The organism is Undibacterium paludis (assembly GCF_022568815.1).
In the GTDB taxonomy this organism is placed as follows: domain Bacteria; phylum Pseudomonadota; class Gammaproteobacteria; order Burkholderiales; family Burkholderiaceae_D; genus Undibacterium.
Genome location: NZ_JAKZHX010000008.1, coordinates 1 through 26,669, shown reverse-complemented (window position 1 = coordinate 26,669; position 26,669 = coordinate 1). Strand labels below are relative to the sequence as shown.

General features: G+C 52.2%; 20 protein-coding genes. 10 read left to right on the top strand and 10 right to left on the bottom strand.

The features are described 5' to 3' along the window. Positions 1–11 precede the first annotated feature (11 nt). On the top strand, positions 12–359 hold the full coding sequence (locus tag LZ463_RS14320; RefSeq protein ID WP_241456501.1) for a DMT family protein: 348 nt from the start codon (positions 12–14) through the stop codon (positions 357–359). 72 nt (positions 360–431) lie between these two features. Beyond that, a complete protein-coding gene (gene panB / locus LZ463_RS14315) occupies positions 432–1,244 on the top strand; it encodes a 3-methyl-2-oxobutanoate hydroxymethyltransferase (RefSeq protein ID WP_241456500.1) in 813 nt (270 codons plus the stop codon). A gap of 81 nt (positions 1,245–1,325) precedes the next feature. Here the strand turns inward: panB and LZ463_RS14310 are convergent, their stop codons facing one another. Beyond that, entirely contained in the window at positions 1,326–2,189 is an 864-nt protein-coding gene (locus LZ463_RS14310; RefSeq protein ID WP_241456499.1) for an SDR family oxidoreductase, read from the bottom strand. A 50-nt stretch (positions 2,190–2,239) separates the two neighbouring features. Further along, entirely contained in the window at positions 2,240–3,334 is a 1,095-nt protein-coding gene (locus LZ463_RS14305) for an MBL fold metallo-hydrolase (protein WP_241456498.1), read from the bottom strand. Between the two features lie 205 nt (positions 3,335–3,539). On the opposite strand from LZ463_RS14305, the gene LZ463_RS14300 reads away from it, so the two are divergent. From LZ463_RS14300 to LZ463_RS14290, 3 genes are all read left to right on the top strand, one after another. Next, positions 3,540–4,151, top strand: coding sequence for a TetR/AcrR family transcriptional regulator (locus LZ463_RS14300; RefSeq protein WP_241456497.1), 612 nt, complete (start codon positions 3,540–3,542; stop codon positions 4,149–4,151). A 147-nt stretch (positions 4,152–4,298) separates the two neighbouring features. Beyond that, positions 4,299–4,844 (top strand): hypothetical protein, encoded by a 546-nt coding sequence (locus LZ463_RS14295; protein ID WP_241456496.1) that lies wholly within the window; start codon positions 4,299–4,301, stop codon positions 4,842–4,844. Then, positions 4,841–5,089, top strand: a complete 249-nt coding sequence (locus LZ463_RS14290; RefSeq protein ID WP_241456495.1) for a sigma factor-like helix-turn-helix DNA-binding protein — start codon at positions 4,841–4,843, stop codon at positions 5,087–5,089. The genes LZ463_RS14295 and LZ463_RS14290 overlap by 4 nt, the downstream gene beginning before the upstream one ends. A 52-nt stretch (positions 5,090–5,141) precedes the next feature. Here the strand turns inward: LZ463_RS14290 and LZ463_RS14285 are convergent, their stop codons facing one another. Then, entirely contained in the window at positions 5,142–5,534 is a 393-nt protein-coding gene (locus tag LZ463_RS14285) for a BAR domain-containing protein (protein WP_241456494.1), read from the bottom strand. A 344-nt stretch (positions 5,535–5,878) separates the two neighbouring features. Between LZ463_RS14285 and LZ463_RS14280 the strand changes: the two genes are divergently transcribed. The 4 genes from LZ463_RS14280 (at position 5,879) to LZ463_RS14265 (ending at position 19,068) form a co-directional block, all read left to right on the top strand. After that, positions 5,879–17,752 carry a hypothetical protein gene (locus LZ463_RS14280; RefSeq protein WP_241456493.1) on the top strand — a complete coding sequence of 3,958 codons (11,874 nt, stop codon included), beginning with the start codon at positions 5,879–5,881 and terminating at the stop codon, positions 17,750–17,752. A 48-nt stretch (positions 17,753–17,800) separates the two neighbouring features. Next, a complete protein-coding gene (locus LZ463_RS14275) occupies positions 17,801–18,079 on the top strand; it encodes a hypothetical protein (protein ID WP_241456492.1) in 279 nt (92 codons plus the stop codon). A gap of 309 nt (positions 18,080–18,388) precedes the next feature. After that, positions 18,389–18,814: a DUF2318 domain-containing protein gene (locus tag LZ463_RS14270; protein ID WP_241456491.1), complete on the top strand. Its 426-nt coding sequence runs from the start codon at positions 18,389–18,391 to the stop codon at positions 18,812–18,814. A 29-nt stretch (positions 18,815–18,843) separates the two neighbouring features. Continuing rightward, positions 18,844–19,068 carry a hypothetical protein gene (locus LZ463_RS14265; protein WP_241456490.1) on the top strand — a complete coding sequence of 75 codons (225 nt, stop codon included), beginning with the start codon at positions 18,844–18,846 and terminating at the stop codon, positions 19,066–19,068. 30 nt (positions 19,069–19,098) lie between these two features. Here the strand turns inward: LZ463_RS14265 and tnpC are convergent, their stop codons facing one another. From tnpC to LZ463_RS14230, 7 genes are all read right to left on the bottom strand, one after another. After that, entirely contained in the window at positions 19,099–20,688 is a 1,590-nt protein-coding gene (gene tnpC / locus LZ463_RS14260; RefSeq protein WP_241456489.1) for an IS66 family transposase, read from the bottom strand. 42 nt (positions 20,689–20,730) lie between these two features. Next, a complete protein-coding gene (gene tnpB / locus LZ463_RS14255) occupies positions 20,731–21,072 on the bottom strand; it encodes an IS66 family insertion sequence element accessory protein TnpB (protein ID WP_241456488.1) in 342 nt (113 codons plus the stop codon). Beyond that, on the bottom strand, positions 21,072–21,404 hold the full coding sequence (gene tnpA, locus LZ463_RS14250; RefSeq protein WP_241456487.1) for an IS66 family insertion sequence element accessory protein TnpA: 333 nt from the start codon (positions 21,402–21,404) through the stop codon (positions 21,072–21,074). Before tnpA ends, tnpB begins: the two co-directional genes overlap by 1 nt. Positions 21,405–21,631: 227 nt before the next feature. After that, positions 21,632–22,330: a DUF2059 domain-containing protein gene (locus LZ463_RS14245; protein WP_241456486.1), complete on the bottom strand. Its 699-nt coding sequence runs from the start codon at positions 22,328–22,330 to the stop codon at positions 21,632–21,634. A 280-nt stretch (positions 22,331–22,610) separates the two neighbouring features. Further along, positions 22,611–23,597, bottom strand: a complete 987-nt coding sequence (locus tag LZ463_RS14240) for an ornithine cyclodeaminase family protein (protein WP_241456485.1) — start codon at positions 23,595–23,597, stop codon at positions 22,611–22,613. Continuing rightward, complete coding sequence (locus tag LZ463_RS14235; RefSeq protein ID WP_241456484.1) at positions 23,594–24,586, bottom strand: threonine ammonia-lyase; 993 nt, start codon at positions 24,584–24,586, stop codon at positions 23,594–23,596. Before LZ463_RS14235 ends, LZ463_RS14240 begins: the two co-directional genes overlap by 4 nt. A 2-nt stretch (positions 24,587–24,588) precedes the next feature. Further along, positions 24,589–25,602, bottom strand: coding sequence for a carbon-nitrogen hydrolase family protein (locus LZ463_RS14230; RefSeq protein ID WP_241456483.1), 1,014 nt, complete (start codon positions 25,600–25,602; stop codon positions 24,589–24,591). A gap of 67 nt (positions 25,603–25,669) precedes the next feature. Here LZ463_RS14230 and LZ463_RS14225 point away from each other — a divergent pair, with 67 nt between their 5' ends. Then, on the top strand, positions 25,670–26,665 hold the full coding sequence (locus LZ463_RS14225; RefSeq protein WP_241456482.1) for a LysR substrate-binding domain-containing protein: 996 nt from the start codon (positions 25,670–25,672) through the stop codon (positions 26,663–26,665). Positions 26,666–26,669: the final 4 nt, after the last annotated feature.

Here is a 26,669-nt window from a genome sequence, read left to right as displayed (position 1 = left end):
ATTGAGGTTTTATGCAAATACCTATCATCCTGCAAACCACTGGCCTTTTAATCCTGTCCAATGTCTTCATGACGGTGGCCTGGTATGGTCATCTAAAAAGCCTGTCCACCAAAGCCTGGTGGATGGCTGCCATCATCAGTTGGGGCATCGCCCTGTTTGAGTACCTGCTGCAAGTGCCCGCCAACAGAATAGGCTACACTGCGTACAGCCTGGCGCAGCTGAAGATATTACAGGAGGCCCTGACCCTGATTGTCTTCGTGCCCTTTGCCATGTTTTACATGGGGCAGCCATTCAAGCTCGATTATGTATGGGCGGGCCTGTGTCTGGTGGGAGCGGTCTATTTTATTTTTAGGTCTTAAGAGGACGTAAGGTGGAGACAAAACCGTTGTCAAATAAAAATCAAATGACAGCATCACCTTTGGAGAAAAAGCATGGCTGAGTATTTGCAAGACCGTAAAGCAGTAAGCATTCCTGGCTTGATCGCGCTGCGTGAGAAAGGTGAAAAAATCACCATGCTCACCTGCTACGATGCCAGCTTCGCATCCCTGATGGACCGTTGCGGCGTAGAAATTTTGCTCATCGGTGATTCTCTGGGCATGGTATGCCAGGGTCATGATTCCACCCTTCCGGTGACACTGCAAGACGTGGCCTACCACACTGCAGCGGTGGCGCGCGGCAACCAAAAGGCGCTGGTCGTTGCTGACATGCCTTTCGGGTCTTATGCCACGCCAGAAGCGGCCTTCAACAGCGCCGTGCAACTGGTACAGGCCGGTGCGCAAATGGTGAAGATTGAAGGTGGTACCTGGTTGCTGCCGACCATCAGGTTTTTGACGGAACGTGCCATACCCGTCTGCGCCCACCTGGGCCTGACGCCGCAATCCGTGCATCAGCTCGGTGGCTACAAGGTACAGGGCAAGACCGATGCATCCGCTAATTTGTTAAAGGCTGAAGCCCTGGCGGTGCAGGAAGCCGGTGCTGCTTTGCTGGTACTCGAAGCCATCCCTGCCAGCCTGGGCAAGGAAGTCACAGACTCCCTGCACATCCCCACCATAGGTATAGGCGCCGGTGCTGACTGCTCTGGTCAGGTACTGGTCATGCATGACCTGCTGGGTGTATTCCCGGGTCGCAAGGCGCGTTTCGTGAAAAATTTCATGGAAGGCCAGACCAGCATCGATGCAGCGGTACAGGCTTATGTGACAGCGGTGAAAGACAAATCCTTCCCTGCGGCTGAGCATTGTTTCTGAGCTGATAGCTCTTCAGCAATCTGGCCACTACACCGCGCGATCGGGTTAGTGGCCAGTCATATTTACACCTGAATACCAATCTTATTCCAGAACTGGCAATCGCGCACTGTTCAGAGCCAGTACACTGTCCCCGCTGGTGTCGACATATTTGCGTGCGATGATGCCGCGCACGAAATCAGACGTCGGTGCACGCAAAGGCAGATGCTCGCCTTCAGCCAGGGCAGTAATGAACTCGCCCACGGCTTGTGGTGTCTGGCCCATGCTGGCAAAGGCCTGTTCGGTACCAGCCAGATAAGCGTCACGCATGAAGCTGTAATCATCGATGTGCTGCTCCGGCCTGCTGCCATGCGCACGCACATTGGCAACAAATTCACTATTGACCGGGCCAGGTTCAATCAGACAGACCCCCACGCCAAAACGCTGCGCCACCGGGGCCAGGCTTTCCATCATGCCCTCGACGGCAAATTTGGCGGCACAATAGATATCATTGAAAGGCTGACCGATCACACCGCCTATGCTTGATACCGTCATGATGCGGCCAGCACGCGCCTTGCGCATATGTGGCAGGATTGCCTGGGTGACGCGCCAGACACCATAGAAATTCACGTCCATGACTTGCTGCACTTCTTCGATACTTACTTCTTCCGTGGCTGCAAAGTAACCGGCTCCGGCGTTATTGAGCAACACATCTATCCGGCCATAGCTTTGCATCACATTGTTCACAGCGCGCTCTATGCTGGCCTGGTCCTGCACATCGAGGTGCTGAATATCGATGTCCACCCCGGCAAACTGCGCCGCCTGGCGCAAGGTATCCGCCTTGTCCAGATTGCGCATGGTGGCGATCACTGCGTAACCTGCCTGTGCCATGGCAACAGCGCTTGCCAATCCTATGCCGGACGAAGTGCCGGTAATAAGCGCCACTTTTTTCTGCGTACTTTTTTGCATTTCTATTCCATTCTTGAAGTGTTACGGGCTTGCATCAATAAGATGCAATCTCAGTCAGCCAGCGCAGACTGCAAAGACACCGGCCTGCTTGCCTGTACCAGTGGAAACAGCCACCACTGCTTGCCGGTTTGCGGCTCACTGATGTCGACTTCTTCCCCCATTTGTGGTGTGCTGATCTTGACGTCACGCTGCCTGGCCAGCGCAACGATGCGCTCAAAGGGTTCAAACCAACTGTGCATGGACAGATCAAAGGTGCCGTTATGAATAGGCAGCATGGTCTTGCCGCGCAAATCAATATGAGCCTGCAAGGATTCTTCCGGCTGCATGTGCACGTCCGGCCACATCTTGTTGTAGGCGCCGGTTTCTATCATGGTCAGGTCGAAAGGACCGTATTTGTCACCGATCTCTTTAAAGCCCTTGAAATAGCCAGTGTCGCCACTGAAAAAGATTTTCAGTTCAGGCGTCAATATGCTCCATGATGCCCACAGGGTCTGGTCACGATCATGCAAGCCGCGGCCAGAAAAATGCTGGGCCGGTGTGGCGACGAACTGTATGCCATTGATCCAGGCACTTTGCCACCAACCCAGTTGCTGGATTTTTTCTGCATCTATGCCCCATTTGATCAACCTGTCACCAACACCGGTTGGCGTCAGGATATGCTCGGTCTTTTTCGCCAGTTGCACGATAGCGGCGTAATCCAGGTGATCATAATGATCATGCGACAGAATGATGCCCTTGATAGGCGGCAGGTCGGCAATGCTGATGGGTGGCTGGTGAAAACGCTTTGGCCCCATCCACTGGAAAGGTGATGCACGCTCAGAAAACACCGGGTCAGTCAGCCAGAATTCACCCTGCAATTTCATCAGCATGGTGGAATGGCCAAGGCGGTACAGGCTATTGTCTGGCGCTGCCAGTAACTGTTCTTTCGTCAGTTCAAACACAGGGATGCTGCCGCCAGGCACGGTGTCCTTAGGTTTGTCGAAGAAAAACTTCCACATGATTTTCATGTTTTGCCAAACACTGGGTTCACGTACAGGTGCCTGATTCACGAAACCCTCTACAGTGGTTTGCGGGGTTATTGTAGGTAACTGCTGGGCATTGCTGGGGTAAGAAACATAAGCCATGGTGATCAACACTCCTGTCATGAAGAGACTGAATACAAACCGCGAAATTCGGGGCATGAATGATTGCGCCTGGTGACTACACAAAACTGCGCAGAAAAAATGCTGCGCCGAATATTTACACTACACAGTGTAGTTTCTTAATCTGAAAAAGTAAACTACTTAGTGTAAAATTCTTTTATCGCTGCCAGACAGGCTCAATCAGCACGCCAGATAATAAAATTACAACATGTCAGAACCCTTACGCCAGACCGACCGCAAGCGCGAAGCCATCCTGCAGGCAGCCATACAGGAATTCCGCCTCAATGGCTTTGAAGCCACCAGCATGGACAGGATCGCCGCCACTGCAACCGTCTCCAAACGCACGGTGTACAACCACTTCCCCAGTAAAGACGATTTATTCGCCGCAATATTGTTAAAGCTGTGGCAAAGCGCCGTTTCGCAAGATGATTTTCGTTATCAGGCAGACAAAGACCTGCGCGAACAGCTGGAAAATTTCCTCAGCAACAAGATGCGCCTGATGTGTGACCCCAACTTTATTGACCTCGCCCGCGTCGCTGTTGCTGCCACCATCCACACCCCGGACCGCGCCCGCGACATGGTAGAACGCATGAACAAACGCGAAGAAGGCATCTTCGCCTGGATAAAGGCAGCACAGGCCGATGGCAAGTTAAAGGTGGGTGACCCTGGCCTCATGGGCGACATGCTGCAAAGCCAGCTCAAGGCACTGGCCTTCTGGCCGCAGGTAGCCATGGGGAAAGCACCGCTGGAAGCTGAGCAGCAGAAAGAGTTAATCAAACTTACTGCGGGGATGTTTTTGAGGTATTACGGAGTGGCTTGATGCGGGAGGTACAAATGCAGGTCAGGTTAGTCCCTGCTTAACCTGACGCATGCCATGCCTCAGAAATGACAGAAACATATCAAACTGATTTGTCATATCATGCCCTTTGTGCCCTCAATGCAGGAACCACGTCAGGTCAGGGGATATGTGAATGTCTTCAATACAGCAATCATTGCATGGGGGCACAGCCATCCGTATATGGCCGCTGATTGCCATCCTGGCGATGCACGTACTGCTCCTGGTCCTATCTTAACACCATACTCGCCAGATAATGCTACACAAAGAACAGACGTAACTGTCCTGACGTCTGTGGTGAAGCTAAGCTATCCATTGATACCAAAAACTGAACAAGAAAAACCTGCACACCAAGAGCCGCCGCTTAAGCCTCAAAAAGAAACGCCGCATCCGGCAAAGAAGTCAGCAACAACAAGCACCACTTCACCCGACAAATTGCCCGTGCCTCAGGCGACAGAAAAATCAAACACTAAAATCACAGCCGGCGTCGAAGCAGATGCATCTGCCAAAAGTTCAATCAATCTTACGCAACTGCGCTCACAGGCAACATTGCTGGCCAGAGAATCAGCAAAGAGTAGTGCCAGTGAATCTGGCAATCAAGGCATACTTGGCGATTATTACGGTAGCTATCAAGGCGCCGATACAGTACGTTTTATATTGACGTTGACCATCAAGTGAGTATTCTCATCCGATCAGACAGACATTCTCATCTGGTACAGACGCAAATACAGGCGCTGGTCAACCAACTGCCGCAACAAGAAAAAAAAGTCATTCATTACCACTATCTGCAAAACATCGCCTTTGAAGAAATTGCCGATATCCTGAAATTAAGCAAGAGCCGCATTGCACAGATTCATCAGTCAGCGCTCAGGAATTTGAAACAACAACTGATGACGCGACACCAGCTTGATTTGGTCTATTAGGTCATCAAACATATCCTGCGAAGACACGGCCCATCTTCTGGTACTGAAGCGCTTATTTGCCAGGCGCCAACAACAAATCGACCGCCTGCGCAATCACCGGTGCAAGTTCCCCATCTGCTTCCATCTGATGCTGAATATCATCGACCATCCTGAAAAATCTGGGATCAGCAACCAGGCCTTCGCCTAATTCACCCAGCAAGACAGATTCCAGAAATACCCTGAAAGTCTTGCGCCGCCGGTGAACATCGTCTGACGCAATCTCAGCCGCCCTTTGCATAATCAGGCTGGCCACATCCTGCTTTGCAGTTGATTGCCTGTTCCTTGCTTGCACCGGCTCTTTTTTAAGCGTATTGCCTTGCCCCTGTTGTGGCTTGCCGGTGCGGCGCATCGAGTCAATTTGCGTGCGTAACATTGCAGCCAGGTGGTTAATACTTTCCGTCTTCATTGCTTCGTCATTCGATCAAGGATTATTACCGTATTGTGCGGGAAAAAAATAGGCATAGGCAGGGTCAGTGCAAAAGGAGGGAAAACTGTTTTAGTACAAATAAAGCCATGCAGCAGATAAAACTGAAATCAGAGCTGCCGTTGTTTATTTTGAACCATGTGAATATTTGTTAAATATTATAATGCCAAAAAGAAATTGGCAAAATATAATATGCAAATAGAAATTATTTGTGATTTTGACTAAACAAATTCCGAAATGTTTAGATAAGTTGCTTATGAGTTGGCAATTGAATGAAGTGAAACATTGCCATGTAAGCAGCGAATTTGCACATTAAAGGATAGTTCATGGTCGCAATTGTCAGTGGAAACAGTACAGGTCTGAATTTAACGTCTTTAGCCAATTCTGGTCAGAGAGGCAATCTTGGCACAGCCGGGCAAGGCAAGACTGGCGAACAAAGCTATGTGAATGTTGCCAACGGCAACCTCGTCGTGCTGGACCAGGATACCTTTGTATCAAGCCGTGGTAATGATATTTCAGTTCTGCGCACCTACAACAGCCAGGGCAAACTGACTGACGACAATGGAGACGCCTGGTGGATCAATGGCTACCGCCGCATCATCAACCAGACCGGCACGATCAATCAGCCTGGCAGCACCATTCAGCGTGCTGGTGCTGACAACAGCCTGGAAACCTATGATTTTGACGCCACCAGCCAGACCTACATCGCCCATGCCGGGTCAGGCAAATTTGATACCCTGGCCTACGATAGCGGAACAGCCACCTGGACCTGGACGAATCCCTCTACCCAAAACAAAGAAAGCTATACGGTTCACGCTGACACATGGCGACTCGCCACAGCCAGCGACGCCAACGGCAACACCACCAGCTACAGCTACAACGGTGATCTCCTGTCCAAGATCACCAGCGCCAATGGTGAAGCGGTAGAATTCATCTACACAGGCAACAACCTCAGTCAGGAACGCATCGTTGCCGCAGATGGCAAAGTCACCAGCAACACCCGCTATAGTTACGATGTCCAAAACCGCCTGAGTCAGGTCCAGCTCGACCTTAGTCCAGAAGACGCCAGCATTGCCGATGGCAAAGTCTACAGCACCAGCTACACCTACGTAGGTGCAAGCAAGCTCATCGACAGCATCACCCAGACTGACGGCAGCGTCCAGAAGTTCACCTACATCACCATTGATGGAGAATCCCGTGTTGCCAGCATCAGCGACGTGGACAACAACACCACCAAGTTTGACTACGACACTGCCAACCGCCAGACCAAAGTCACCGACGCCTTTGGCAACGTCACCGTCTACACCCTCACCACAGACAGACGCTTCGACAGTGTGACGGCTCCTGCCACCAATGGCCAGACAGCCACAGTACGCTACACCTACGACAGCGCAGGCAACATCGCCAGCCTCACCGATGCCCAAAACAACATCACCAGCTTTGTCTATGATACGGCCGGCAACTTGCTGACCAAGACAGACGCCCAGGGCAACCGCGTAGACAACACCTACAACAGCAACAACGACCTCGTCACCAGCAGCCTCACCCCCGCAGCAGGCAGCAACCAGGCTACAGGAGTACAAACCAGCCGCTACCTCTACGACGAACACCACAACCTGCGCTTCCAGATCAGCGCTGCTGGCAACGTCACAGAACAACGCTACGACAGCGCAGGGCAGAAGACAGCAGAAATCCACTACACCAGTGCCAGCTACCCTGTTGCTGGTCTGACTGCATCTGCCGCACCAACGCTCGATCAACTGCAAAGCTGGGGTACAGCTCAGACTCAAAGCAACACCACCCGCAGCGACTATGGCTACAACACCCGTGGCCAGCTCACCAGCGTCACCACCTATGCCAAGCTTGGTGCTGACGGCACAGGCATCAAAGATGGTACAGAAAGCAAGACCCAATACGCTTACGACGTAGCGGGCAATCTGTTGCTGACCATAGCCGGTCAGAACAATCAGACCAGCTACACCTACGACGGCATGGGCCGCGTCCTCAGCACCACCGACGCCCTGCAAAAAACCAGCTACACCGAGTATGACGATGCCAACCACAAAATCGTCCAGCACAATTCCAGTGGTCGCGTGGACACCCATGTGTTTGACAATCAAGGCCACTTACTGAGCAGCAGCCTTGGTGGCGAACTCACCACCAGCTATGGTTACGATGCCCTGGGCCGCCTGGTCTATGCCAAAGACCCGACAGGCGTAGAACAACTACATATCTACGATGAGGCTGGTAATGTCCAGGCCGACATCAATGGCAAAGGAGAAGTCACCCAATACATCTACAATGTATTGGGTCAAAAAGTCCAGACCATCGCTCGTGCCAATGCCCTGACAGATACCCAGTTCCAGCAACTCAAAGCCCAGGTTGTCCAAACGGGTAGCAATACCCCGGCCCCAGCCAATGTCAGCAACATCCCGGTAACAGCCAGCGCCAGCGACATGATAGTCCGTACCCTGTACGACAAACTGGGCCGCATTGCCAAGACCATCAGCCCGCTGGGCGAAGTGACAGAGCTGCAATACAACGTCGCTGGCAAACTGGTTGCCACGATACAGCGCGCCAACACCATTAATCCGTCCAGCGTAGGCGTCAATGCCACAGCAGAAGACATCATCTTAGCAGCAGACAGCAAAGACCGCAGCAGCTACCGCTACTACGATCAGGACCAGAGACTGATAGGCACGGCAGATGCTGAAGGTGGACTGGTCGAGTATCGCTATGACAGCGCTGGCCGTCAGAACAGCACGATCGCGTATGCGATGGCCAACAAGAGTGCACAGGTCAACAGCGTGTTTAGCGCACTCGTCACCCAAAATCCGTCCAGTGATGCCATCAGCTACAACTTCTACGATGCTGAGAACCAATTAATAGGAAGTGTGAATGCGGAAGGGTTTGCCACTGAATATCAATACAATCTGAATGGTCAAGTCACACAGACAACCAGTTATGCGACCAAGCTTGCTTCTGTCAATCCGTCGTTGAGTTGGGGAGCAATTAAACCTGCAGCGGTCCCATACAAGGATCAAATCAAAACAGAGTCCTATGATGCATTAAATCGTGTATCGCTTGAAGTATTGCTCGCTGCCGGTAGAGTAGGGATAGTGCTTAGTACGACCACGAAATTCACCTATGATGGAGAAACCGGTCAGTTGCTAACGACTAGTGTTGCAGATGATTTACCAGCATATCGTAGAGCGTCTACACTTGCCTACGACAAGTTTGGCCGCGTCATCAGCAAAATGGCTGGTAATGGCAGCGAGTTGTTACGCAATACCACCGACCCGGCTGCCATCAGCCAACTCTGGAAAGATTATGGCATCACTTACACCTACGATGCCACCAATCGCCGTACCAGTAGCACCGACCAGAATGGTCACCGCACTTTGTATTACTACGATAGGGCAGGCCATCTGACGCACACCATCAATGCCTTGGGTGAAGTCACGGAAAATCGTTACAACCACCTTGGCCAGTTGACAGATACCGTTCAGTACGCCACCCGCCTGACAGGGCTGGGCACACTGACAGGTGGCTTGCAAACTGCCGAGTTCACTCAACAAATCCAGGCGTTGGCGAACCAGACCGACGATATCCACACCAGTTACACCTATGACCTCAATGGCCGGATAGCGACATCGACCGATGCCAACAACCAGGTGACCAAGTACACCTATGACCAGTTTGGCGAACAAATCAAAGTCATCGATGTCAAACATATTGAAACTGAACTGCATTACGATAAACGAGGTTCGGTCACGGATACGATACGCGATACCGCCGACCTGCGTCAGGCCGTGCATGCTGATTATGACGCCTTTGGCCGCGCCTGGCGCACGGTCGATGCTATGGGAAATGTCACGCAGCAACAGTTTGACCGTCTCGGTCAAGTGGTTGAAATCAAGGATGTGACGAGCGGTAATGCGACGCATGCAAGTTATGATGCATTCAGCAGGGTGCTGACAAAAACAGATGCCAAAGGTAACACGACAACTTACCAGTACTCATCAACACGTGCTGCTAACCGTATTGATGCCACCTCAGCGGAAGGTAATACATCAGGGCTGGGTAAAACACGTTTTGGAGAATATTTCAATACTTCCGATGGCTTGATTTTTACGAGTTTTATACAGGATAAAGACGGCAATCAGACTGGTACATCGGTTGGTCAAAATGCAACCAGCAATCTCTACGACAAAGCCGACCTGCTAAAACAAAGCACAGACGAAAACGGCAACGTCACCACCTACACTTACGACGATGCCAACCGCCTCACCAGCAAAACCCTGGTCATGGCAGGCGGCCAGACCCTGGTCACCAGTTACAAATACGATGCCTTTGGCCGTCAGATCGAAATCACCGATGCGGACAACAAAGTCACCAGACTGGTCTATGACCACAAAGGCCAACTGTTGCAAAGCATCGTTGACCCCGATGGTCTGCACCTGATCACCGAATACAACTACGACGAAGCCGGCAAGACCCTAAAGATAACCCAGAAGGGCAATGGCAACGATGCCTCCTTGGTGCAAAGCTATACCTATGATGCCCTGGGCCGCCGTATCAGCGAATCACAGGATGGTGGCACCACCATCAGCTGCAAATACGCCTATGACGCCAACAACAACGTCATCAGCGTAACTGACGCCAATGGCAATGTGAGCCACTATGCCTACGACAGCCAGAACCGCCAGACCATTAGCATTGATGCCGCAGGCGGCGTCACCACCACCGCCTATGACCCGAATGGCCGTATCAGTCAGGTCCACCGCTATGCGCTTGCCCTGACGCCGACAGCCGTCAAGGCAATCAGCGCCACCGCCAATAACGACAGCCTGGCCGCCCTGATCCCGGCAACTAGCGCCAATGACCAGGTTTCTTATCGTTACTACGACAAGGATGGTCGCCAGACACTGGAAGTTAATGCACTTGGTGAAGTCACCGGTCATGCCTATGACGGCGCCAACAACGTTGTACGCACCATCCAGTACGCAAGCAGGATTGCCGTACCGCCAGCAGCTGATTTGAGCCTTGCCGCCATACCGACCTCAGATCAGGACAGGATAGAGTCCTATGCCTACGATGTAGCTGGTCGTCTGGGATTCAAGATTGCTGCTGATGGTGCAGTCACCGGCTACACCTATGACAAAGTCGGCAATCTGACTACCACAACAGCCTACGCCACCCGCATCAGTGTCAGTGCTGTCCCTGTTGGCACCAGGGCAGATGCCGTCGTCAGCATGATGACAGGCAAACAAAGCCCGCAGGACCGTATAGAGCGCCGCGCCTATGATGAAGCCAATCGCCTCAGCTACAAAGTTGATGCGCAAGGCTATGTCACGCAAAACGTCTATGAGGGCCAGCACCTCAAGCAGACGGTGCAATATGCCAATGCCGTCACTGTCAGTAACAGCGATGCCGCATCCATCAAGGCAGCCATCAACGCAGATGCTGCTAAAGACCGTCTCACCGGATATAAGTATAACAATGCCGGTAATTTGCTCAGCGTCACCGACGCCCTTGGCAATACAGAAAGCTACACCTACAACAGCCTCGGCCAAAAGACCAGCTACACCAATAAATTAAAAGCCACCTGGACTTACACCTATGATGAGGCTGGCCGGTTGGCGAGTGGAACTTCGCCTGCTATTGCCTTGGCCAGTGTCACCATTGATGCCAATGGCAATCTGCAAAGCGGCACCACAGTGCAGGCGGGTATCGTCACCAGGATGACTTACGATGGGCAAGGCAACCTCAGAAGCCGTACCGAGGCAGCCGGCCGTCCTGAACAACGTGTCACGCAATACGAATACGATGCCCTTGGCCGTCTTACTAAAACCATCTATCCACCTACTGCCATCTATAATGCCGATGCCGACAACCTGGCTGGTAATGGCGCGACCGGCCTTGCCGCCCGCACCGAAAGCAATGTCACGCTGACTTCGGAATTGCGCTATGACAGCTTCGGTCATGTCGTTGCCAGCCGCGATACTGCGGGCAATACCAGCTATCGCAGCTACGACCAGGCTGGCCGCATCAGTTATACCGTTGATGCTTTGGGGAATACCACCGGCTATACCTATAACAGCTTCGGCGATACAAGTACTGAGACCAGGTATGCCCACGCAGTCAACATCAGCAGCATGCTCAACGCTGGAGCAACAGCACAGCAGGCACCACAAACCAGCCAGATCAGTGCCGCTTTAGCGGGCATGGATCATCAACAAGACCGCACGAGCACCACAAAGTATGACCTGCTTGGTCGTCCTGTTGAAATCACCGGGCCAGCCACCTGGGTCAACAATGGCCAGGCGGGTGCCGCCAGCGTCCAGGCAAACAGCGTCACACGCTACAGTTACGATGCCTTTGGCAGCCTGTCCCAGACCTCGGTGCTGGCTGATCCGCAAAGCAATAGCTGGACCACTAGCCGCTACTTCTATGACAAAGACGGTCGCCGCACAGCAGCCATCAATGCCCTCGGCTACGTCAGCACACAGTCTTACGACGCGGCAGGTAATATCGCCCGCACTACTGAATATGCTACCGCCCTGTCTGCCACGGACAGTCAGGCCAGCAATCTGGTATTACCAGCCACCAGTGGCGATGACAGAAGCATCGTCTACGGGTACGACAAGGCTAACCGCCAGACCAGTGAGACCCGCCTGAACGTCAGCTATAACGACGGGTCAGAAAACCTCGCCACCGGCCAGCGCAGCCGTGCCGACCTGACCACCACCAAGGAATACGATGCCACCGGCAACCTGGTAGCAACCACCGACGCACTCGGCAATCGCAGCTACCGCTATTACGATGCCCTGGGACGTGTCCGTGCCATTGCACAGGCAGCGGTCAGTACCGCAACAGGCACGACCTTGCGCCCACTCACCGAATACCAGCGCGACGCCCTTGGTAATGTCGTCACCAAGGCCGAGTACGCCAATGGCGCCACCGCAGCCGACAGTCTGGGCTACACCAAAGGCAGCACCAGCAGCGACGACCGCATCAGCATGGCCCGTTATGACAGCAATAACAACGTCGTACAAAATACCGACGCCAATGGTGCCAATCACTTTGCGTCCTATGATGCACAAAACCATCTGCGCAAAAACTGGATGGGTGTCAGTGGCAATGACGGCGTTGTCCATACCTTGTTTACCGCCTATGAATACGATGCCCTTGGCCGACGCACCGCCAGCATCACTCCCGCCAGCACCAGCCAGCTCAGTAGTGATGGCAGCAAAATCATCACGGTTGCACAGGCGGTAGCAGGCGTAGTTCGTAAAGAAGCTGCCTACAATGCTTTCGGCGATGTCATCAGTGAAGGTACGAATGGTCAGCAAACCTACCACTACGACTATGACAATGCCGGACGCTTGTGGCGCAGCGATGGCGGCGATGGCGTCACCAGAGTCATGCAATACGACGTGCAAGGCCACCAGACTGCCACCTATAGCACCACAGGTGGCAACCAGATCAGCCTCCAGCTGGGCAATGGTGATCCGCTGACCACCATCCAGAATGCGCAACAGGCCGAACAATTGACAGGTACGCGGCGCACACTGAACCAGTACGATCTGCTGGGACGTGTCACCACGATTGTTGAAACAACACGTGATGGCCAGATACCAGTCATCCGCCAAAACTTCGACCGCTGGGGCAATCTCACCAGCCGCAGTGACCTGAACGGTTTCAACGGCATCACCACCTATCAGTACAATGCCAATAACCAGTTGATAGAGCAGCGAGCACCCGATGCCACAGGTCAGCAAACTGCCGACAGCGCTGTCACCCGCCTTTACTATGACCAGCTTGGCCGCCAGATCGCCAGCACTGATGCTGTAGGTAACACCAACCGCCAGTCCTGGGATGCCAACGGCCAGTTACGTACCGAAACCCACGCGGATGGCGGTGTCGTTGAGCATTACTACAATGGCCTGGGCCAACAAAGCAGCCAGACCGACGCCAATGGCAATACCAGCCGTTACCAGTACGACCATCTGGGCCATCTGCTCACGACCAGTACCGACCTTGTAGTCAAATCCAGCACCAGCAACGGTATCCTGACAAGCAACCAGCAAAGCCTGGTCAGCAGCACCAGTTACGACCAGGCAGGCCATGTACTGAGCAGCACCAACGGCAATGGCGAGACAACTCTCTATGACGTCGACCTGCGTGGCAATACCGTACGCAGTCAACAAGTCATGGGCCAGGTCAGGCAAACTGCCTACGACAGCCAGGGCCACCAGACTGCCTCACAAGACGCCAATGGCGCTATCAGCACCTGGCGCTACAACAGCACAGGCCAGCTACAAAGCCATACCGATATTGGTGGCGCTGTCACCAGCTACGCCTATGACAATGCCGGGCAATTGCAACAACAAACCAGCACACGCGGACAAAACCTCAACTACCACTATGACGATGCGGGACAGGTCACGCAAATCCGCGACCTTGCCCTCGACAAGACCACCCTGTACAGCTACAACCTGGCGGGCCAGCATGTACGCGAACAGACCATTCAGGCCGATTACAGCCTGCAAGATAACCAGCTCAGCTACAACGCCCTTGGTCAGTTGGCGCGAGTCGATGACCAGAGCGGTTATGCCATTGCCTTTGATTACGACAAAAACGGGAATCTGCTCCACCAACACCAGACCCAGCAGACCGAAGCAGCATCAACGACGACGCGTAACGTCAGCATCTCTGGTACGCAACACACGGTCAAGCATGAACAAGCCGCACTTGCTGCAGCGACCAAGGACAACTGGTATGCGTATGACGGCATGCAAAGACAAAACCTGGTCGAAGGCAGTACCAACGCCACCGCAGCAGACAATGCCAATGTTAATGCCAGCCAGGGGCGTCAGCTCACCTACGACAAGAACGGTAATGTCGCTAGTGACACTGCCTGGGGTAAGGAATTGGTCGCCCAGATCCCACTGGGAAGCGACGGCCAACCCGACACCAGCCACACCACTTACCTCATACGCGAAGGCCTGATCACCCGTTACTTCAGCTATGATGCTGCCAATCGCCTCACCAGCATCGCTGTCGCCAGCTATGACACGACGGGCAAGCGTCTGGCTGCAAGCTACGCAACCGTCGTTGACCAGCGCTATTACGATGGCAATGGCAGGCTGGTGCAGCAAGGCATCAACAACAGTATGGCCCCAGGCTATCTGCAGGCGCTACAGAGCAGTCAACTTGCCAGTGCGGCTGAAACCGCCGTCAACAACCAAAAGGCTTATAACGCCAATGGCGACCTGCTCAGTGAGACCGTGCGCAATGCCCAGAACCAGCTGAGTCTGCAAACCGACTACACCCAATACGATAACGAAGGCCATCTGCAAGCCTATACCAGCCATGACAATGCCGGTAACAGCCTGCAAGTCCAGTTACAGCAAATCAAGGCAGATGCTTACCTGCAAGGCAGCGTCCTGACCACCAAGACCAATGCCAAATGGGCCAGTCTGGGTGGACAAAGCAACCGCCAGTACAACTATGATGTGAACGGCAACCTCATCGAACTGGACGTGACCGACAGCAACCAGAGCGGTAGCCGTCAAACCATCACCCATGAAAACCACGACGCCAGCGGCAAGATCATCCAAAGTGAGCAAGCCGGTGTGGTGACCAATAACCTGCTGATCAACCGTCAGCTATTCCATAGCAGCCTGGGGACGACTGGCAACAACTTTGCCAGCAATAAAGGTAACGGTACAGGCAAGAGTGAAACCTGGCAGGGCAGCACATCAGCAACCCAGGCACTGGTCAATAATCTGCGCATGGCAGAGCTGCAGGCGAGCAGCAGTAACAGTGCACCGCCACCAGCAGCACCCGTTGCTGCGCCAGCACCTGCGCCAACTGCGCCAGGAGGTAGTACTGGTACAGCCAGCACGAGTACCAAATCCACACTGGCGAGTAACGCAGTAACTGCAACTAGCAGCACCGGATCATCGGGCGCCACCACAGCAACGACTGGCGACCCCTACATCAATAGCTTGTTACAGCTGCATCAGCATGAATCAGCGTTGAACCTGGCCCCCGGTAAAATAGATGTCGTGCTCTATACAGCCGATGCCGATCTGGTCCCACTGGCGTATAAACCTGACTTAAGCGACGAACTCAAAACACAGATCGCCGAAGCCGGCACGCAGTTCGATACCCTGACGGGGCAAGTCAAGACCTTGCGAGATCAGGTCGCCAAGTTGCTTACCGACACAAATGCCAGCGAGAAGACCTGGAACCCGACCGCCCCCGACGCCCTGGCCAAGATTGCCGCCGCCCAGGCCCAGATCGATGCGCTCAAAGCCAAGGTCGATGCACTGCAAGACCCCGCCGACCAATTCAAGACACAAGTCGCTGACCTCAAGAAAAAGGTCGAGGATTATGAAAAAGAACACCAGCCAACTGATCAGGACATCGCAGACAGCAACACCTTCGATCAAACCACAGGCGATGGCGTCGACAAAAACAGTGGCGAAGACGGTAAGCTTGTAGCGAAGGTTAATGGTTATCAGGACACCTTAAACCTGGGCAATACCAAGACCGCTGATGGCGCCAACACGGCATTGAAAGATGTCGCTACGACTGGGTCACAGGATGGGGGCACGGGAACATCTGGCAATGGTAATGGCACAGATAATCATGTGACGGCAGGTGATGAAACGCATACTGGTGGCGCAGGTGATGGCACAACAGGCGGGAGCAAGCCAGGTGACAGTGTAATGACTGGTGCTGGTAACACTTCAATGAATCTGGATACCACGACCAAAGATACAACAGGTGGTGGATCGGGTAACGACAACGTCAGTGTGGTGGATAACGATGCCGATACAATCGATAACTGGTCAAATCAGGCAATGGGTTTTGGTGAAAGTCAAGATTCGCCAACAACTATGATCGCAGGAAAAGGTAAAGGCATTTCTTCAATGCTTGGGACGAGTGATGCTGGAGCTATAGGTGACTTTATGGCGGCGAACGGGTTAACTACCGATGCTATCAAGGCTGGCATGCAATACATCCTCCCTGATGGAAATAGTAGTGGTGACAATACCGCGCTGGGCCAGTCGGCTTTAGATTCTAGTAATGCACGAAAAATAGCATTGCAAAGCGCAAACTATGCAAATTCTGAAAACCAGATTTTAGGGCGTAAAAATACTGAATTAGGAAATGCAATAATGGCCGAGACCTATATGAGGTACGGTGGCCGTAGTTCAGAAACTGCCGGGCTGATTGCTTATTCTGGAAATGGGGGAAATGGGCCAGGCATGGTGGAGCGCCCAATCACCGATATGTTAGGAAATGTTGTGGGAACTGAATGGGTGCAAGTCGATAATCGGCAGGTGCGTGATCCGTTTGGTGAGACTATAGTTCGTACGGCTAAAGCTGCCTGGGATGATCCATTAGGAGCGGGTACAGGTTCATTTAAAAGTTTTTTGAATATAGGCCCTTATGCCGTCAATTTACCTATTACTGGCACAAAGCTAGCTGCAGAAGGGTACTTGGCAATTGCTAACCAATTAGGATTGGTATCGAATGACGTGTATCAGAATTTCCGTGGCTCGCAGCCTTGGCAACTTCATACATGGACGCCGAGCAATGATGCGCAGCGCTTTGGTATGTATGGAACTGACGCGATGATGGCTCTAGCAGGAGGATACAGTGCATGGAGTAATGCTGGGAAAGTTGGTGCTTTGCGTGATACCGGTCAATTGGCTTCGTACAGTACGGACATAGGTCTTGAACGTGCAGGTGCAGGTGGAAATTGGCCGGTAATTAATGAAGTTCCTAACTCATCTGTTTCGCAACAATTAACAAAAACAGCTTGTGGACAGGCATGCGGTCAGACAATGCTGGCCGATCGAGGGGTGATAATTGAACAGTCAATATTTGGAGGCGAGACAACTTCAGCCCAAGGTTTGGCTGGAAAATTGAATTCTGTCGATAAGGGCTGGATGGGGGCTGGTGTTGATATCTCTAGCTTTGGAGCACTCAATAAAACAGGTTCTTGGTCCGCATTTTTGTTTGAACGTGGAAACCCTATTGGCCATTGGGTCGTGGTAGACGGTATTGATAATGCAGGCTTGGTATTGATTCGCGATCCTTGGAAACAAACAAGCTATAAAATGCTACAAAATGAATTCAATAATGTATGGACAGGTTATTCTGTATATAAGCCATAAGGTATCATCCAATTTGACGAAGTAAAAAATAAAAACGGGAGTTATTACATGTCTACTAATTTTGATCAACTATTTTTGCAATCCATAAATCGTTCGGATGAGATTGGTGGAATGATGTATCATTTTTTGCTTAACGGAGAAGTTCTTTCTTTTGTCGCGCACGCGAAAGATTTTTCAGGAATTCGGTCAGTTGAATTTTCTGAAGAATTTGATGGGTTTCTTCGTCCATTTTTAACTAAAGATCCGGGCATTGTGAAGAAATTAGTTGGTATAACTTGGTCATTTATTGACGGGGCGACTCTAGCGCTACCAATAATGCTTTCTTGATGAAAGAACCTCTGATTAAGTCCGGTACACCATTTATAAGTAATTTATTTTTTAGAATTAACTTTGCGATTTTGGATTCAATCAGAGATGCCTTAATATCAACATTGGGATTTAAGGACAGGACTCCCTCCGATTCATCGATGGGGCGGCTGGTCGCGTTCACCAGAGCGACAACCGTCAAACCATCACCCATGAAAACCACGACGCCAGTGGCAAGATACCGCAAAGTGATGGAGCCGGCGTGGTGGATACAGCCGGCAATGTGCTTCCTCATCAAGAAATTCATCGATAGTTTATTGTATCTACAGTATGAAAACAATTTGTGATATTTGCGGGAAATATTCTGAAGGCGACAAGACATGCTCGAATTGTGGCGCAAAAATTTTTACGGATGAAGAAATAAATGCGTTACCTACTCACGATAATTGGGGATGGGCAATTTTCAGTTTGGAAGCAGTAAACGCTAACTTACGAGCTGAAGCGATAAATTTCATGCGTGAGCAATGGATTACGCTTGAAAAACTGACGATTCTAAACTTAGTTAACTCACAACTTAGTAAATTTCGTGGCAATGTGTCAAAAATAAAAGTCATTATCCGGGAAGATTTCTTTTTGACTTTTTGGCAGGAACTCTCAAATAAATTTAATGGACTTTCAGTAGAGTTTAAACCTGAATTTCTATTTGAAACAGCAGACGAAGTTAACCAATTGTTGCGCGAAGAACAGGATACGTAACCGAAACAGTCAGCGTTACCACGCGCAATGTGTCCATCTCAGGCCGGAAGCATACAGTCAAGCATGAGCAAGCTGCACTTGCTGCAGCGACCAAGGACAACTGGTACGCCTATGACGGCATGCAAAGACAAAACCTGGTAGAAGGCAGTACCAACGCCACCGCAGCAGACAATGCCAATGTTAATGCCAGCCAGGGGCGTCAGCTCACCTACGACAAGAACGGTAATGTCGCCAGTGACACTGCCTGGGGGTAAGCGTCCAGCCGCCCCACGTAAAAAAAGAAGTTACAACGGAGTAGAGTTCGGGAATGGCAGAAGCGAATCGATCTGATTGTTAGGGCACGTCGGGAGACGTTCCAGGACGCTGGTGAGCCATTGCATTGGATTAAGACCATTGAGTTTTGCCGTGCCCAGCAAGGTCTGGATAGCGGCAGCACGGCGGCCTGCACGTTCCGAACCCGCGAACAGCCAGTTCTTCTTGCCAATGGCAATCGGACGTATCGCGTTTTCGATCGCTTTATTATCGATCGGCAGCGTGCCCGAATCGATATAGCGTACCAACGCCGGCCAGCGCTTGAGTGCGTGTTCAATAGCCTTGCCCGTGCCGCTGCCTGGTGCGACAGCTTGTTGCATCGTCTGTAGCCAGGAATGTAGCTCATCGAGTACCGGCCTGGCTTGCGTTTGCCGTCGTTGCAGGCGCACTTCGGCCGTCTCGCTCTTGGCCGCTTGCTCAATGGCGTACAGGGTGGCGATGCGGCGCAGTGCCTCGGCCGCCACCGGGCTGCCGTTGGCCGCATGCAACTCGAAGAACCTGCGCCGCACGTGGGCCAGGCAAGCCAGTTCGGTCACGCCGTCGGCGAACAGCGCCTTGTAACCGGCATAGTCATCCACCATGAGATGACCGCGCCAGGTTCCGAGGAAGGCGCGTGCGTGAGCACCGGCGCGCCCGATCTGGTAGTCAAACACGATCATGGCTGGCCCCTGGTCCAGATGGTTAGAGCGATAGGCCCACAAGTAGGCATGTTTGGTCTTGCCTTGCCCGGGATCAAGCTGGCGTACCGGTGTTTCATCAGCATGCAGGCAAGGCCGTTGCCGCAGCAGTTCGGCCAGTCGCTCGCTCAAGGGCTGTAAAGCCACGCCGAGCTTACCTATCCATTCGGCCAACGTAGAGCGTGCCAGCGGCACACCCTGACGGGCAGCGATCTGTTCGAGTCGGTACAGCGGCAAATGATCGGCAAACTTGCTGACCGCCACCCAGGCCAGCAAACCGGGAGCGGCCACGCCGCCGTCGATCACTGCTGGCGGGGTCGCTGCTGCGGTGACTGTATCGCAGCCACGGCAGGCATATTGAGGGCGAATGTGATGATGTACGAAGAAACGTGCTGGCTCGACATCGAGTTGTTCGCTGATATCTTCACCGATCTTGACCAGGCCACGTCCGCAGGCTGCACATAGGCAAGAGGCTGGTTCATGGCGGTGTTCGATACGCGGCAGGTCGCTGGGCAGCGGCTGGCGACCGGCACGGCTGCGCGGCTTGACTGGACGTGGCGCTTGCAGAACTTCCAACTCCGCTTCCAGCGCCGCCAGGTCGGCATCGACGGCTTCGTTGAACATATCCAGTTGCTCGCCGCTATAGGCTTCACTGGCCTTGCCGAAGCGGATGCGCTTGTGATGCGCCAGTTCCAGCGTCAGTGCCTTGATCTTGATGTCCTTGGCGTGTCCAGCGGCACTCAACACATCCTGCTGCCTTTGCAGGACGTGGAGCTGAGCATCTTTCGAGGCGATCTGTTCTTCCTTCTGCGCCAGCATGGCCGTCAACTGCGCAATAAGCGCAGGGTCGGCGTTGGTCAGGGCAAGTTGTTCGAGCAGATCCATGTCGTCATGTTAACAGAATCGCGTCGAAGTTAACAGGGCTTGTTACAGTGTCCAGGCGACCGGAGCGGGTGCCGACAGACGTTGCCAATCGACGCCCGCTACCAGCCATTGCCATTGCTCGGCAGTCAATTGCCAACTGAGCTCGCCAGGCTTGGGCCAGACGAACTGACCACGGTGCAGGCGGCGTACGCACATCCACACGCCATTACCATCCCAGCACACTACTTTGAGGCGTGTGTGGCGCCGGTTGCTGAAGACGTAGGCTGTACCGTCACAAGGCATACGCCCCAGGGCTTGCTGGACGTAGGTTGACAGACGGTCTATCCCGGCGCGGATGTCCACTGGCTGTACCGCCAGCCAGATGGCGTCTGCCTGCCATTGCATCACAGGCCACGCAGCAGGGTGAGCAGCCAGTCGGCCGGTACTTCGGACGGCAGGCGCAGTTCCCATCCTTGCGGGCTGCGCAACAACAGCCCTGTGGGGCCAGAAGGAGCAGATGTCACTTGCACGGGTAACAGCGCCATGCCGGGCTGCTGCGATTGAGATGCTACCAGACTATCAACAGCCTGTTCGGCAATGAGGGCGCGCCGCCAATAGTCGAAGGTGGCGAACTTGAGGCCTGCGTGTTCGCAAAAGGCACGCTGGCTTAGTGTACTCTGCTGCCATTGGGCAATGTGCTGCTGCCACTGCTGTCGCTTGGCTTGATCTCGTTTCATGCTGCTCCTCTTTACTTGTGATGGGAGAGCTAGTCTGGCCGAGGTCAGTGGTCAATGATAGGTGGGGCGGCTGACGACGAATTGTTTCTAGCGCTTAATTTGCAGTAGTCGCGACCTGATCTGACAGTTACCCGATTTGATGACGGTATTTGTCAGATCAAATTCAGTTGTTCAGAAATTCAGGGATGCCTCATCTCACGAGGGGACTTAGTGTGCTACAGAATGTCCTACGGGTTGAGTCGTTTTGCCAGTACTTCGCCATATCTATCTGCAATCTTTATCAGTTCCGGCGTAGTACGATTATAGAAAAAATCTAGGCATTCAGCATTGACTTTCGCACCGATTGCGTTTTGCCTAAGTCCAATTGCCGAGCTGGCGAATTCAAGTTTTTGCTTGGTTTCCTGTGGTGTGAATTTGCTGTCATAGCGACGCCAGAGTACACTCTTACTTTCACCAGTGATGGCACTTTCTGTGGCAATTTCACGACCAAATATTGCAGTTTTTCTGAAAGCCATGCTGCCATAGAACATGGTCAAATCGCGTATCTCCTGCACATTGTAATATTTTGGATAAATCGCTTCAATCATCTCAGTGACCATGGTTTTTACATCTAAATTTTTATGAAAGGCAGTCACCTCATTCGCGATTGTTGGTGTCATTTCCAAGATGACGTTTTTAATCCTGGTGCGCTCAACTTCAGATAAAGAACTACTACTCTCTAATTTTCGCATTGCCCCCTTGACCACTTCTTCAGAGCCATTTTTTGCAGCGTTCTCAATAATAATTATCCAGGCTTGTTCCAAATTTTGAACTTCAATAAATTCCTTTAAAGCTTGTTTCATCTCTGGTGTCGGTGCTGCTGCCTGTGCTAAGGATGCAGTAAGCAGTATTCCAATGATCATCAGATGTTTAAGAATAGTCTTCAAAATTGGCTCCATTGTGTGCGAGATGGCATTGTAATTGACTCTGAATAGTTTGACGCGATAGATCTTTCTAGAGACTATTAATGCATGCTGCATGCATGGTAAGCGCCTCATCAGCACCATCTTGACGGATCGCTATAGTAACCACAGGTACAATACAGGCATTTGAAGTAGGTTGGCTACTATGGATGAATACCGATGCTACGCCGATGGATCCCATCGGTGCGTGTCTTGAATAGGAATTATTTATTGGCTTTTCAAAAATTCTGAGAGTTTCGGCCTATCACCCCAAATCGAGTTCAGCGTATCGCTGAAGTATTTTCATAACGGCTTCCGCAGCAACAACGTCCTCAACGCCTATTCCAACATGTTTAGACAGAGTGATCTGATCGCGCGAACTTCTACCTTGCAGTTTTCCTGAAATAAGCTCCCCAAGTTCGCCGTTGACCGGCGGCGATACACCTTTCGTCTTCGTATACAAGGCTAATTCGCCATAGCGTTCGCACAACGTTTTACTATCGACGAAACGTAAGTCGGCCCGTTCGATACTATCAAAATCTAGTTCCTGTTTGTGCTCATCGTCGGCTCCTGCAGCGGTCACATGTAATCCGGCATTAAGCCATGCACCTTTCACGAGGACATCTGTTGATGCGGTCACCGTCACAAGAATGTCAACCTCCATCGTAACTTCTTGTGGAGACTTAGCACGGCGCACACGAAGAGACGGAACCTCGCGAAGGATGCGATCGATGAAAGCTTGAGTTCTGTCTCTATCTCGCCCATATACCACGACATCGGTGATCGACCTGACCAGCAAGACAGCCATTGTTTGCAGAAATGCTTGTCCACCGGTACCCAATATTCCCAACACTGTGGAATCCTTGCGCGACAAGTATTCCGCAGCTATAGCACCGACTGCGGCTGTACGGATGTCGGTAAGATACTTGCGATCATGCAAGACGGCCACAGGGTAGCCACTCTTTGCATCAAACACCGCTACTAGACCATCAGACGTATGTCGCCCAGAAGCCCTGTTAACGGGACACATGGTTGCAACCTTGGTCACAAAGTACGGCCTTGCCTTCAAGTAACCAGATTTAATATGAACTTCTCCATTATCCGGCAGTGCCAATAAGCCAATCTGAGAGGCGCTTGTGTGACCGGCGCTATACGCGACCAAGCTTTCCTTGACGGGTTCCAGAATGTCTGCGATGCCAACCAAACACCGAATTTCTTCGTAGCCGATTACCCTAATGTTGGACGCACTCATGTTGCATTACTCCTTTGAGCTAGGTTCATCTGGAGCTGGGTCAACCGTTCCAGCGTTATGTTCCCACCGCAAGCCAAGACCACCACTGGAGTGTCGCTCGGAAACTTGTATTGATCACAAAATGCCGCTGCTAGAGATACCGCTCCACCGGGTTCAACTACTAGGTGCGCCTCTTTATAATAGCGAAGGCAGGCGGACATGATGTCCGATTCACTGACAGTAACAATATCGTCTACGTATTGGCGTATTAATGGGAATGTCAAATTCCCTAGACTTTGAACCTTGATCGCGTCAGCAACGCTCTCGCTTGGTGCTTTCATTGAGGATAGCCTGCCTTCGTGAAAGGATCTGTATGCATCGTTTTCCAGTTCGGGTTCAACACCGATAACCTTCACCTCAGGGGCTAACTGTTTGATTGCAGCGGCAACGCCAGCAAGTAGACCTCCTCCCCCGATTGGAACAAACACTGCACCAGGTGGCTTGTCTGCTAGTTGCGCTAACAATTCAACACCAATCGATGCCTGCCCCGCCATCACTTCCATGTCATCGTATGGAGGAACCAACACGTACCCATGTTCTTCAGCAAGGCTCTCTGCCAGGATTCTCCGTGCATGGGACGTTGAGTCTGCCATGACCACAAATGCTCCCCAAGCCTTGGTGGCATCAATTTTGGCGAGCGGCACATCTGGGGACATCACGATAGTAGCCTTGATACCTGCATCTGCTGCCGCCTTCGCAACTGCTTGCGCATGGTTGCCGGTCGAGTACGCGACTACTCCCCGGCTACGCTCTTCTGCCGTTAATGTTGACACACGCCAAGTTGCACCGCGAATCTTGAACGACCCGGTCGGCATCAAACTTTCGGCCTTAACTACGATTTGAGCATCACCTACAGTCCTCCAGCGATTTACAGTTACTAGCGGAGAGGCTCCAAGCCGCCGTTTGAGCAACTCCGCAGCCGCTTGAATATGTGGAAGGGTCAAGTTCATTCCTATACTCCTTCTTGAGTTAAAATGTCAGGTGCGCCACAAACCCGAACAGCCGTCGGCTTTGGCTCCGGATTGTACGATTGCTGAAGCTTGTCGATTGCAACCGCGGTGCGTGCGTTCGTATCAACTTTCAGTTCAAATACGTCGGGCCTTGAATAGTGCCCCACGACATCCAAATCGAATTTTCCACGCACGATGTCGTCCATGTCGATTTCAGCGGAAATAATCGCTTCGCTGCCATATATGGGACCAGCCAGTACTTGTCCGAGCGGGCTAATAATCACGCTCCCCCCCTTGATCAACGGCATGTCAGGCGCGACTCCTTGAATGCACTCGTAATCCTGCGGACAGTCATCACGTGTGAGGTACTGGCAAGCGCTCAGAACAAAACAGCGCCCTTCGTAAGCGATATGGCACATTGAGCTTTGCCATATCTCTCGATCGTCGACGGTCGGTGCGCACCAGATACCGATACCTTGACTGTACATTGCCATACGCAACGCAGGCATATAGTTCTCCCAGCAGATGGCGGCACCAACCCTTCCGAGTTGAGTGTCCAGCACTGGTAGCGTCGACCCATCGCCCATCCCCCAGATCAGACGCTCGCTTGCGGTTGGCATTAGCTTGCGATGCCGACCGAGCAGCAAGCCGTCTGGGCCGAAATATAGGACCGAACAATACAGTGTGGTTCCTTCACGTTCGATCACACCGACGACCAGATACGCTTGGGCTTGAGCCGCGAATTCGCCTATTCGTTGCACCTCTGGTCCTGGTACATCGATTGCAGATTGCCAGTAGCGAAGGAAATCGTTCCTTCCGCTGGCGGTGCGCATGCCCACACAAGCACCGAAATCGAGTCCCTTTGGATAACCGCCAACATAAGCCTCAGGGAACACGATAAGCGTTGCGCCTGTTTGGCTGGCCTCATGGCACAGCACTTCCATTCGATCTAGTGTTCCTGGCGTGTCGAACACACGCGATCCAGCCTGTACAACTGCCACTTTATGCTTTGCCATCGTCGCCTCCATATAAACCATACTGGGCAGTTTGCTATAATCAAAAATATTTATCAAACAAATTATAATGAATATGAAAATCAATATTTTGGATATTAGAAAACTGGATTTCAATCTTTGCGTCGTCTTTTTGGCATTGTGGCAAGAGCGCAGCGTGACGAAAGCCGCGTCTAGGCTAGCACTCAGTCAAGCTGCCACCAGTGCGGCACTTGCACGTCTGCGACAAACGTGTGGCGATTCATTGTTCGTTCGTACAAACGGTGGCATGGAGCCGACACCACGCGCTCTGGCAATGGTCGAACAATTGGAATCTGGGGTTGCTCATTTATGGGAAGTGCTTAAGCAACCTCAGACGTTTGATCCGTCAACCACGACTCGCAACTTCTCGATCGGAATGTCAGATGATTTCGAGCTTGCGATCGGTCCAAACCTATCGCGACTTGTCCGGGAGGAAGGCCCGAATGTCTCATTGATTTTCCGACAAACAAACAGTCATACGGTTGAACAGAAACTCAACGACAGGGAAATCGAGCTAGCAGTTGTGTCAGGTGCAGCAAGTCGGGCTTGGATCACGCAGGAACAGATCGGTAATGCAGGATATGCCTGTTTGGTGGACGCAGATGCGATTGACGTTGCGCTGCCCCTGTCCGTTGACGACTACGTTCGACTGCCTCACATACTTGTTTCATTTTCGGGGCGATCAGGCATCGTAGATACGGCGTTGAATGCGATAGGAAAGCAACGCTATGTCTATACAGCGCTAACGCATTTTTCGGCAGTTCCTGCTTTTTTGGTGGGCACGCGAGCTGTGGTTACGCTCCCAAGCCATGCAGCAGCTGCGCTCTCACACATGTCGCAACTTACGACATGTCCAGCACCACTGGATCTTGACCAATATCCAGTTCAGTTACTGTCACGGCGCGATAGCAAAGAAGATCCCGCTGTCAATTGGATGAAACATAAGATTAGAATTGCGACAGAGATTGCGATGAAAGCCAGTACTAATGTAATGGGAAATTGCGGTTTCCCACCACATCAACGAACAAGGACGCACGAAGTATAGTGTC

Bases quoted from the DNA above. Each gene is read 5' to 3' on its own strand.
- LZ463_RS14270 (WP_241456491.1), top strand. From the start codon at position 18,389: ATGAAAACAATTTGTGATATTTGCGGGAAATATTCTGAAGGCGACAAG.
- LZ463_RS14240 (WP_241456485.1), bottom strand. From the start codon at position 23,597: ATGAGTGCGTCCAACATTAGGGTAATCGGCTACGAAGAAATTCGGTGT.
- LZ463_RS14320 (WP_241456501.1), top strand. From the start codon at position 12: ATGCAAATACCTATCATCCTGCAAACCACTGGCCTTTTAATCCTGTCC.
- tnpB (WP_241456488.1), bottom strand. From the start codon at position 21,072: ATGCAATGGCAGGCAGACGCCATCTGGCTGGCGGTACAGCCAGTGGAC.
- LZ463_RS14280 (WP_241456493.1), top strand. From the start codon at position 5,879: ATGGTCGCAATTGTCAGTGGAAACAGTACAGGTCTGAATTTAACGTCT.
- LZ463_RS14230 (WP_241456483.1), bottom strand. From the start codon at position 25,602: ATGGCAAAGCATAAAGTGGCAGTTGTACAGGCTGGATCGCGTGTGTTC.
- LZ463_RS14225 (WP_241456482.1), top strand. From the start codon at position 25,670: ATGAATATGAAAATCAATATTTTGGATATTAGAAAACTGGATTTCAAT.
- LZ463_RS14285 (WP_241456494.1), bottom strand. From the start codon at position 5,534: ATGAAGACGGAAAGTATTAACCACCTGGCTGCAATGTTACGCACGCAA.
- LZ463_RS14235 (WP_241456484.1), bottom strand. From the start codon at position 24,586: ATGAACTTGACCCTTCCACATATTCAAGCGGCTGCGGAGTTGCTCAAA.
- LZ463_RS14300 (WP_241456497.1), top strand. From the start codon at position 3,540: ATGTCAGAACCCTTACGCCAGACCGACCGCAAGCGCGAAGCCATCCTG.
- LZ463_RS14275 (WP_241456492.1), top strand. From the start codon at position 17,801: ATGTCTACTAATTTTGATCAACTATTTTTGCAATCCATAAATCGTTCG.
- LZ463_RS14305 (WP_241456498.1), bottom strand. From the start codon at position 3,334: ATGACAGGAGTGTTGATCACCATGGCTTATGTTTCTTACCCCAGCAAT.
- panB (WP_241456500.1), top strand. From the start codon at position 432: ATGGCTGAGTATTTGCAAGACCGTAAAGCAGTAAGCATTCCTGGCTTG.
- tnpA (WP_241456487.1), bottom strand. From the start codon at position 21,404: ATGAAACGAGATCAAGCCAAGCGACAGCAGTGGCAGCAGCACATTGCC.
- LZ463_RS14310 (WP_241456499.1), bottom strand. From the start codon at position 2,189: ATGCAAAAAAGTACGCAGAAAAAAGTGGCGCTTATTACCGGCACTTCG.
- tnpC (WP_241456489.1), bottom strand. From the start codon at position 20,688: ATGGATCTGCTCGAACAACTTGCCCTGACCAACGCCGACCCTGCGCTT.